Genomic DNA, 9741 nt, shown 5'->3' on the forward strand with positions numbered 1-9741 from the left:
GAAATCCCAAAAAATGCACACTTTTTCCGGTATACCCTTCAAAACCCTTGCACTAATTTCTGTGTTTATCAGCCTCTAACCTTTGATATATCAAGGTTTTAGGTTTATTCAGCAAACCCTATTTAGAAGAATTTACTTTTATTCCCATCAAAAAACGTAAGTATCATTTTCCTACCTTTAAACTGGATATCAAACAAGAATATTTAAACAGAGAAAAGATTTATGAACAATGATTTATTATCAGAGTATAATTTTGATTATACTAAAGCTAGTCCTAATCGTTTTACTACTACCTCAGAAAAATCTATGTTACAAACCATTCCAGGAATTTATAAAAACGGCAAAATAGAACTTTCACAAACACCCCAGGGAATTACAGAAAGCAGTGTTTTTGTGACATTCTTACCAACCAAACCCACCACTTGGCCAGAAATAATTATTAACCATCAAGGTATAGCAGATAATATCATCTTTGAATCCTATCGAGATGAATTATTACCACCTCCAGAAATAGAACTTTAATTACAGATTAATTATGGGTTATCTCCTAGATACTTGTGTAGTGAGTGATTTTGTTAAAGGAGAACAAAATACATTAAAACAAATAAAATTAATTTATCCTAGTGATATTTTCATCTCATCTTTAACCGTGATGTAAGTAAAATATGGATTAGCAATTAATCCTCAGAAAGCCATTAAAATTCAGCCTTTAATTGAAACATTTTTTACTTCAATTACAGTGTTACCTTTCACTGCCCAAGAAGCAGAGAAAGCGGCTGACATTAGAAGTATTCTTAAAATAGCAGGTTCTCCTATTGGTGCTGATGATGTACTCATTGCAGCAACCGCATTAAGTCATCATCATATTGTTGTCACTTCCAATGTTAGAGAATTTCAAAGAGTACCTAATTTACAAATAGAGAATTGGCGGGTTTGTCAATAAAAGTATCTAAAATCTCATTAAAATGTAGGAGGTTAGCAATGCTAAACCCCTACATTTAGGGTTGAATGAAGATAGTAAAAATATTGATTTATCGAAATAACAAAAAAGAGCGATCGCCTTATTGAATAATCTCAGTATATTACCAACATTATAGATTTTATGGTACATGAGAATAATGAGCATAAAATACATAAAGTACCATAATCAAGAGTTTAATGATTATAATCGCTTTTTTATCCTTATACGTCGCCTTTAACCTGGGTGCAAACGACGTAGCAAACGCAATGGGAACATCCGTAGGATCAAAAGCTGTCACCCTGACACAAGCCATCATCATCGCCGGCATCTTAGAATTTACAGGTGCAGTATTATTCGGACATGGTGTAACAGAAACACTAGGAACAAAAATAGCTAACCCCGACTTATTCATCACCACACCCCAAACCCTAGTATTAGGGATGATAACAGTCCTCATATCAGCAGGGGTATGGCTACAAATAGCCACCTCACTCGGTTTACCCATTTCCTCATCTCATGCAGTCGTCGGTGCGATCGCTGGTTTTACCTGGGTAGCATTAGGAAAAAACGCTATAGATTGGTCATCTATTGGTTTAATTACCATTGGTTGGATATTAACACCAGTCATCAGCGCCACAATCGCAGCTTTTTTTTACAGTCTTATTCAAAAATGGATCTTATCCCAACCTCATCCCCGCTTACAACTACAAGAATGGATTCCCTGGTTAAGTGCAATTTTACTAAGTATATTTGGTGTAATAGTTCTCCCTACCTTAACCCAACCACTGACAAACTTTTTAAGTGAGAAAATCGGTTTAAACATCCCCTCCCACGACATCCCCATATTTACTGGTGCAATAGGCGTAATAGGACTTACATTATATAGTTGGAAAAAACTTAACTCCCCAATCACCAATCACCAATCACCAATCACCAACCCCATTGAACAACTATTTGCACGCTTCCAGCTATTAAGTGCTTGCTTCGTCGCTTTCGCACATGGTGCAAACGATGTCGGAAATGCGATCGCACCTTTAGCAGTAATTTTCTACATCAATCAGACAAATACCGTCCCCAACAATGGGATAATTATCCCTATCTGGATTATGATCTTTGGAGGTGCGGGAATTGTTGCAGGTTTAGCAATTTGGGGTAAAAAAGTCATCGCTACCATCGGCGAAAATATCATCTCTCTACAACCCAGTAGCGGATTTTGTGCCGAAATCGCCACCGCCACCACCATCTTACTAGCTTCTCGGTTAGGTTTACCTGTATCCACTTCTCATGCGCTTGTTGGTGGTGTAGTGGGTATTGGACTTGTACAAAACCTCAAATCAATTAAATTTCAAACCCTCCAGGGGATCGCCGCAGCCTGGGTAATTACAGTCCCCATCAGTGCTGTAATCAGCGCCATAATCTTCAGTATTATCCGGATTATCTGAAAATGCAACTGAAATTTGTGAAGATTCTTGCTTAATGCTTATTATTTGAATGCAATACATTCTCGACTGCAAAAATTAAGTAAGATTACTGTTTTTTTTGCAAAAAACTTTCGGTGATGTACTGCCACAGCAAATGCAAATCATGGACAATTGAAAACTGCCATCTTATGCAATTATCTATAAATAGTATATTTTTGCATAATTGTGGGCAATTTATTAAAATATTGAATAGGAGATAAAAAATCTTCTACTTTTCTCAGAACAATTCCCAGAACAGTATTTTAATTTCTCAAAGCAACGGAAACTGTCACGCAATTTACACTTCGCACAAATTTTGGTTTTTAACAACCTACCAATCTGCAAGGCTGTGAAACATTTATCAGTGAACAGTAAACCGTGAACCGTGAACAGACTGACAACTGATAACTGATAACTGATAACTGATTTATCGTCAAGGTGTTAGAGGTTAGAAACTAATGGGGCGATTTGAAAAGCGACCAGAAAACTCACGAAACAGAAGCGACTTATCCAGAGCTGCAGAAAATGCCCTTTGGGATGTAGTTGAAGACTTAGAACAACTCCAACAGAATGTTATTAGAACTTTACAAGACGATGTAAAGCGGCTCGAAACTGAAAAAAACCGTTTAGCCAATGACATTCAACGATTAATAGAAGAAAAAGAAAAATTACAGCAAGCTCGACAAATTACTGAACAGCAAGTTTTGATTCGTCAGTTGGCGGAAGTTTTGGCAAAACATATATCTTCCCAACTGCAATCTTCACTCAAAAGTTTAGCTGATCAATCAATAACCGGAGAATCTTCCCATCAGTCCACCTTCAGATCGGCTGAAGTCAATTCTACAGTAGCTAGTCAGATAAGTGAAAATGTCAGTCAGATGTTGAACAATCTGGATGATACCGTCACAATTGCTTTTAGCTCCATCCAAAAAGAATTAACAAATTATCAAAGCCATCTTTCCCAGCAGTTGTTACGAATGTACGATCAACAGCAGCAAGGGGAAGAAATCTTAGCAGAATTTGTCAAGCGTTTACGAGAGGAACTAGAGAACATCAAAGATGCAAATTCTCTGAAAATTTTGACAGGAGGAGCGCCAACAGTATTGCAACTGGGCGAAACCTACAAAAATGGTTTCTCGGAAAATTCTTCAGAGAGAATAGTTGCTGAACGAGTTTCTTTATTAACTCAAGAGCTACCAAAAAGCGAAAATTCATCCTCAGATGCTGTGGTTGCATTACCACCACCTCCAGAACATCCACCAGAACCAGTTTCTGTGCTTGTTCCTGAGTCTTTAACCTCAGAAACACCAGAAACCCCAACTTCAGAACATCCACTAGAACTAGTTTCTGTGCTTGTTCCTGAGTCTTTAACCTCAGAAACACCAGAAACCCCAACTTCAGAACATCCACCAGAACTAGTTTCTGTGCTTGTTCCTGAGTCTTTAACCTCAGAAACACCAGAAACCCCAACTTCAGAACATCCACCAGAACCAATTTCTGTGCTTGTTCCTGAGTCTTTAACCTCAGAAACATCAGAAAATCCAACTCCAGAAAATCCACCAAAACCAGTTTCTGTCCTTGTTCCTGAGTCTTCCCCAGCAAAATTAAACCCATACTCTCCCCAACAAATACAGCAGGAAGTAACACCCCGACAACAAAAACCTCCAAGTTCCCCAAACTCATCTTCAGTTCAGATAGGTTTCCTGTTGGTTGTGTTGTCAACGGTGATGTCATCCCTTTACAACGTTGTTGTCAAGGCGCTGTTCTATCAAGGTTCTGATCTGTTAGGAAACTTCCAGACACAACAGTTAATGTCACCAACATTGGGAAATATTTTCTTAATCTTGATGCTGAGATTATTGGTGGTTGTACCTTTAATGTTACTTTTAGCTCCTATTTTGCACCCTCCAGTTTGGCAAGACTTACAAAGTCTATTTGATTCAGTTAGCAGAAATGCTGCTGCTAAGAAAACAAACACAAAACAGGTATTACTGTTGTCGGTTGTGAGTGGTGGCTTTTTATTTTTGTCCCAAGTTTTAATTTACATTGCTATTGGTCAAGTAACAACTGGAGTAGCGATCGCTCTGTTTTTTATCTATCCCATGATCACTGTACTCTTGGCTTGGTTTCTCTTTCGTGAGCGTCCTGGCTTATTAAGTTTTAGTGCGATTTCTAGCATTTTTTGTGGTCAATTATTAATCTTGGGTAGTTATTCAACTGGTATTAATAATACCTCTTTAGGAATTATTTCTGGAATTATGTCCGGAATAGCTTTTTCTGTATACGTAATTCTTACTAGGTTATCCGCTCCGAAACTGCATCCAGTTTCTTTTGCTTTAATTAATTTCGCAACCATGTTGTTATTCAGCTTTGTTTGCTTATTAGTACCTTTACCAAGTGATTGGAGTTTAGCCATTAGATCATCCAATTTATTGGAAGTGATTTTAAGTGCTTTTATGTTAGGTGTCCTCACTCTTTGCGGCTATTTATTCAACAATTTTGGCATTCGCAAATTAGGAGGACAACGCTCCGCTATCATTGGTGCTGTTGTCCCAGTTTTCACAGTAATTTTCGCTGGATTAATGATTCAAGAAAAATTGGATCTTCTGCAAATTCTGGGAGTTTTATTGGTAACTGGTGGCGCAGTTGCTATCAGCTGGGAAAAAATGCAAAAGGTTAAATCTTCCAGTGCCAAAAATTAAATGATTAAAAACAATTAAACTATGTACAAATACTTGAAAATTTATACCATAATTTTATATTTCCACAGATTTAACCAGGAAATACCCAATTAAGTCTGAATGTCTTAATGTAAAATTAAGAATTGGTATGAGTTAAACCTCCAGTAATGTGCATATTCTTCAATTTAGATCAAGTTGATGCTAGACTAAGGGTTGGTTTGATTAAGTCAACGGCCTAGAGCGTAGATTCAGTAATGCTAGGTAATCTGTTTTTACCTTGTAGGGGCGAAGCATTTGGGTGATAACCTATCGCTGAAACCCTAAACATTATGTTATGTCCGAAAGCTATGCCTCCAGCACGCTACGCCATCAATTTTGTTAACCTGATGTTATTATTGGTGAGCCTTTCTTTTACTGTTCAAAATTAATGATTACACCCAAGGTAATTTAGCACCATAGTTATTTTATGGTGAAACCATAACAAATCTCCATTGAGAGTGAAGACAAAAATTACAATTTGGTGTATAATGGGTAGTTTAAATTTGACTACTATTTTTTCGTAAACGTGCCATTCATCTGTCTGTGAATATGACTAACGACATAGATCTGATCAAACGTCTTGGTCCAAGTGCGATGGATCAGATCATGCTTTATCTAGCTTTTAGTGCCATGCGTACAAGTGGCCATAGGCATGGAGCATTTTTAGATGCAGCCGCAACAGCAGCTAAGTGTGCAATTTATATGACCTATCTAGAACAGGGACAAAACCTGCGAATGACGGGGCATTTGCACCACCTGGAGCCGAAGCGAGTCAAAATTATTGTTGAGGAAGTAAGACAAGCTCTGACTGAGGGTAAATTGCTAAAAATGCTGGGTTCCCAAGAACCTCGCTATTTGATTCAATTGCCTTATGTGTGGATGGAAAAATATCCTTGGCAACCAGGAAGGTCTCGTGTTCCTGGTACAAGTCTCACCAGTGAGGAGAAAAAACAAATCGAGCGCAAGCTGCCTAAAAATCTGCCTGACGCTCAGTTAGTTACTTCCTTTGAATTTTTAGAGCTAATTGAATTTCTACACAAGCGATCGCAAGAAGAGTTACCCCAGCATCATCAAATGCCTCTGAGTGAAGCCTTGGCAGAACATATCAAACGTCGTCTACTCTACTCAGGCACTGTGACACGCATTGATTCACCTTGGGGAATGCCCTTTTATGCCCTAACCCGTCCCTTTTATGCCCCAGCAGACGACCAAGAACGTACTTACACAATGGTCGAAGATACTGCTCGTTATTTTCGGATGATGAAAAACTGGGCAGAAAGGAAAGCCAATTCTATGCGTGCTGTAGAAGAACTGGATATTCCTCTGGAAAAAATGCAGGAAGCGATGGAAGAATTGGATGAAATTATCCGCGCTTGGGCAGATAAATATCACTGCGATGGCGGTACACCCATGATTTTACAAATGGCTTTTGGTAATCAAGATGACTAAATCAACAAAAGTTAGAAGTTATCTTCTAATTTTTGCTGATATTACCTTGAGCCAACTATTATCGCTTCGCGGAAGTCAAAAGTCAAAAGTCAAAAGTCAAATGTTCCCTGCCTCAACGAAAGGACTTTTTCAGCAAACCCTACTTAAATGCTACCTTCAGGAGTTGATGGGATAGGCAGTGTCTGAAAAGGTGGTATTAATCCCGGCCGTGTTGTAGATCCAGCCCCAATACTAATAGAACGGTAACTGGCATCAATACACCGGTCTAAAGACTCAATCGGGGTTAAATTAATTTCTTTGCGTAAACCAACCACACACTCAGCAAAGGTAACAGGTAATAAACTGCGTCCACAGTAGCTTAGAGCAGCTTGGTTAATTGCCTGTTGGGTACTCTTGCTAATGCCGACTACGCAGGTAGCAAAATCTTCTGCACGACGGGCTTGACTACAGGAATAAAGGGCATCAGTTGGGGTAATTTCTGTTTGTTTGGTAATTTTAGCTACACAAGTAGATAGCTCTCTTGGTCGCATGGTTGTAGCACAACCTTGAGATGCTGCTTGTGCTGTCACTCCTACACTTAATAATTGAGCCGCACAAGCACGGTAATCATTTCTATAGGAACTTATCACAGCTTGACTTGGCAAGATATTTGTCCATAGTCCGGCGATCGCCATCACTGGAATTGTGAACATTTTCCAGAAATGACTACTTTTGTAGTTATAAAAACTGCTAATTTCTTTTTTGCGTTTTAACATTGCTATTCTCCAAACACCCAAAGTTATGCTAACTTAGAATTTGCTGAAACTCCTCTATTATCAAGGAATTTCATTATCAGTACCCAAATACTTCCAAAAGTCTGATACAGCAGGAGTCAGGAGTCAGGAGTAAAACTCTAGTGGTGTCTAGGTTGCAATTTTGATTCTGTACCTCATTGATCTGCCATCTGCTGTATTTATTATTTAACCAAAAATACTCTAGCTAATTGCTAAGAGTTATGTGATAATAGAATATTTGGGTAAAGTTTAAACAGGATTAAATAAGGAAACTCATGTCCCGATATAGAGGTCCGCGCCTCAGAATTGTCCGCCGCTTGGGCGAATTACCAGGATTAACTCGCAAAAGTGCTAGACGTGCCTATGCACCAGGTCAACATGGTCAAAACCGCAAAAAACGGTCTGAGTATGCTATCCGTCTAGAAGAAAAGCAAAAACTTCGCTTAAACTACGGTTTAACAGAAAAGCAAATGCTCCGCTATGTTCGTAAAGCCAGAAGAGTAACTGGTTCTACCGGACAAGTATTGCTGCAATTGCTGGAAATGCGTTTAGATAATACAGTTTTTCGCATGGGTATGGCTCCCACTATTCCCGCAGCACGTCAACTGGTGAATCACGGTCACGTTACCGTTAATGGTCGTGTAGTGAATATCGCTAGCTATCAGTGCCGTCCCGGTGAAGCAATTGGTGTGAGAGATAAAGAAGCATCCAAAAAATTGGTAGAAGCTAACTTACAGTATCCCGGTTTAGCTAACCTTCCCAATCACCTGGAATTTGATAAAAACAAATTGACTGGTAAAGTCAATAGTGTGATTGAAAGAGAATGGGTAGCACTCCAAGTTAATGAACTGCTGGTTGTGGAATATTACTCACGTCAAGCATAATTCAATTTTGGATTTTGGATTGACGATTTTGGATTGGAATAGTTGTTGTTCTTTGAATCCACAATCCAAAATCTAAAATCTAAAATTAGGTTAACCTCCTATTTGCGACATGGTACGGGTGTAAGTGCCGACAGTACCTGAGTCGCGTTGTTTAAAGTTAATTTCTGATTTGATTGCTAATAGTTCTCTGACTTGTGATTGTAATTGAGTAGTGCTACAACCAGCACGTAAAGAAGATTTTAAATCAATTTGCCCAGTTTCATTGAGTAAGCAGGGACGTAACCAACCATCAGCAGAAAGACGCACTCGGTTACAGCGATCGCAAAAACACTCTGACATTTGACTAATAAAACCCAGTGTTCCCTTTGCTCCGGGAATTTGAAATACATCGGCTGGACCATTACCACGAACTTGAGATTCTGTCAAGCCCCAACGTTGACGAATGCGATCGCGTAACTCGGCAGAAGATACCCAACCGCGATCGCCAAACAAGTCACCATTACCAATAGGCATAAATTCAATAAATCGGACGTGCCAATTTTTATCAATCGTTAAAGCAGCTAAATCCAAAACTTCATGGTCATTAACGCCAGGTATTATCACCACATTTAACTTTAACGGATCAAAACCCACATGATAAGCAGCTTGAATCCCATCCCAGACTTGCTGCCAACGTCCGCGGCCATGATTACCGATAATTTGCTCAAAAGTAGCTGCATCAAGAGAATCTAAACTAATATTAATTCTTCTTAAACCTGCATCATAAAGACTTTTAGCTATAGGAGCTAATAAAAACCCATTAGTAGTCATTGCCAAATCTTGAGTTTGGGGAAGATGGGCAATTTTTTTTACCAACTCCACCACACCAGGACGGAGTAGAGGTTCACCACCAGTCAAGCGAAAGCGAGTAAAACCAACAGGGATAAATACTTCTTGAATGAGAGTGAGTAGTTCCTCATCAGTTAATAATTGTTGTTTCAGGATATAGTCTAATTCTGCACCTTCCGGCATACAATACAGACAACGGAAATTACAGCGATCAATTAAACTAATGCGAAGATAGTCTACTGGGTTCATGTTTGTTGAGTTGAAGTCTAATTTCTAGTGTAGAAATCCAAGGGAATATATAATATATTTTTTATGCGCTGAGATGTTTCAAAACAGCAATGATGCGATCGCTGTATAGGTAAAAATCTAGTTGATTAGTCATTTCCAAAATACTGTTTTTCGATATTAAATAAGGAGAGTTGTTGAAAACCTCTCCTAAGTAGGGTTTGCTGAATAAACCTAAAACCTTGATATATCAAAGGTTAGAGGCTGATAAACACAGAAATTAGTGCAAGGGTTTTGAAGGGTATACCGGAGAATGTTTTGATTCGTCGCAGTGATGATGGTTGTTGGTCTTTACCGGGAGGAATGATAGACTGGGGAGAGGATATTGCTAGTGCAGTTTGTCGAGAATTAAAGGAAGAAACTGGACTAGAATTATTAAAA

At 38.7% G+C, this 9741-nt stretch carries 9 protein-coding genes and 1 pseudogene; 8 read left to right on the forward strand and 2 right to left on the reverse strand.

Annotation, left to right across the window (positions count from 1 at the left end):
* Positions 1 to 306 precede the first annotated feature (306 nt).
* The 6 genes from FFR48_RS21380 (at position 307) to hetR (ending at position 6590) form a co-directional block, all read left to right on the forward strand.
* Positions 307 to 522 (forward strand): hypothetical protein, encoded by a 216-nt coding sequence (locus FFR48_RS21380; protein WP_137668778.1) that lies wholly within the window; start codon positions 307 to 309, stop codon positions 520 to 522.
* 13 nt (positions 523 to 535) lie between these two features.
* Positions 536 to 658 (forward strand): PIN domain-containing protein, encoded by a 123-nt coding sequence (locus tag FFR48_RS30210; RefSeq protein WP_265586224.1) that lies wholly within the window; start codon positions 536 to 538, stop codon positions 656 to 658.
* 18 nt (positions 659 to 676) lie between these two features.
* Positions 677 to 943, forward strand: a complete 267-nt coding sequence (locus FFR48_RS29600) for a PIN domain-containing protein (RefSeq protein ID WP_371851465.1) — start codon at positions 677 to 679, stop codon at positions 941 to 943.
* Between the two features lie 215 nt (positions 944 to 1158).
* Entirely contained in the window at positions 1159 to 2403 is a 1245-nt protein-coding gene (locus FFR48_RS21390) for an inorganic phosphate transporter (RefSeq protein WP_137668774.1), read from the forward strand.
* Positions 2404 to 2879: 476 nt separating this feature from the next.
* Positions 2880 to 5123: an EamA family transporter gene (locus tag FFR48_RS21395; RefSeq protein ID WP_137668775.1), complete on the forward strand. Its 2244-nt coding sequence runs from the start codon at positions 2880 to 2882 to the stop codon at positions 5121 to 5123.
* Positions 5124 to 5690: 567 nt separating this feature from the next.
* The gene (hetR, locus tag FFR48_RS21400; protein WP_096567272.1) at positions 5691 to 6590 is read left to right on the forward strand and encodes a heterocyst differentiation master regulator HetR; all 900 of its coding nucleotides are present in this window, start codon (positions 5691 to 5693) and stop codon (positions 6588 to 6590) included.
* Between the two features lie 143 nt (positions 6591 to 6733).
* On the opposite strand, the gene FFR48_RS21405 is transcribed toward hetR, so the two are convergent.
* Positions 6734 to 7345 carry a hypothetical protein gene (locus tag FFR48_RS21405; RefSeq protein WP_137668776.1) on the reverse strand — a complete coding sequence of 204 codons (612 nt, stop codon included), beginning with the start codon at positions 7343 to 7345 and terminating at the stop codon, positions 6734 to 6736.
* Positions 7346 to 7638: 293 nt separating this feature from the next.
* Here FFR48_RS21405 and rpsD point away from each other — a divergent pair, with 293 nt between their 5' ends.
* The gene (gene rpsD, locus FFR48_RS21410) at positions 7639 to 8247 is read left to right on the forward strand and encodes a 30S ribosomal protein S4 (protein ID WP_096567275.1); all 609 of its coding nucleotides are present in this window, start codon (positions 7639 to 7641) and stop codon (positions 8245 to 8247) included.
* 90 nt (positions 8248 to 8337) lie between these two features.
* Here the strand turns inward: rpsD and moaA are convergent, their stop codons facing one another.
* A complete protein-coding gene (moaA, locus tag FFR48_RS21415; protein ID WP_137668777.1) occupies positions 8338 to 9324 on the reverse strand; it encodes a GTP 3',8-cyclase MoaA in 987 nt (328 codons plus the stop codon).
* 291 nt (positions 9325 to 9615) lie between these two features.
* Between moaA and FFR48_RS21420 the strand changes: the two are divergent.
* A pseudogene (locus FFR48_RS21420) lies at positions 9616 to 9741 on the forward strand (NUDIX hydrolase); the annotation flags it as partial.

Source organism: Sphaerospermopsis reniformis, assembly GCF_005402885.1.
Taxonomy (GTDB): domain Bacteria; phylum Cyanobacteriota; class Cyanobacteriia; order Cyanobacteriales; family Nostocaceae; genus Sphaerospermopsis; species Sphaerospermopsis kisseleviana.

Bases quoted from the DNA above. Each gene is read 5' to 3' on its own strand.
- FFR48_RS21395 (WP_137668775.1), top strand. From the start codon at position 2,880: ATGGGGCGATTTGAAAAGCGACCAGAAAACTCACGAAACAGAAGCGAC.
- FFR48_RS21380 (WP_137668778.1), top strand. From the start codon at position 307: ATGTTACAAACCATTCCAGGAATTTATAAAAACGGCAAAATAGAACTT.
- moaA (WP_137668777.1), bottom strand. From the start codon at position 9,324: ATGAACCCAGTAGACTATCTTCGCATTAGTTTAATTGATCGCTGTAAT.
- rpsD (WP_096567275.1), top strand. From the start codon at position 7,639: ATGTCCCGATATAGAGGTCCGCGCCTCAGAATTGTCCGCCGCTTGGGC.
- FFR48_RS21405 (WP_137668776.1), bottom strand. From the start codon at position 7,345: ATGTTAAAACGCAAAAAAGAAATTAGCAGTTTTTATAACTACAAAAGT.
- FFR48_RS21390 (WP_137668774.1), top strand. From the start codon at position 1,159: ATGATTATAATCGCTTTTTTATCCTTATACGTCGCCTTTAACCTGGGT.
- FFR48_RS30210 (WP_265586224.1), top strand. From the start codon at position 536: ATGGGTTATCTCCTAGATACTTGTGTAGTGAGTGATTTTGTTAAAGGA.
- hetR (WP_096567272.1), top strand. From the start codon at position 5,691: ATGACTAACGACATAGATCTGATCAAACGTCTTGGTCCAAGTGCGATG.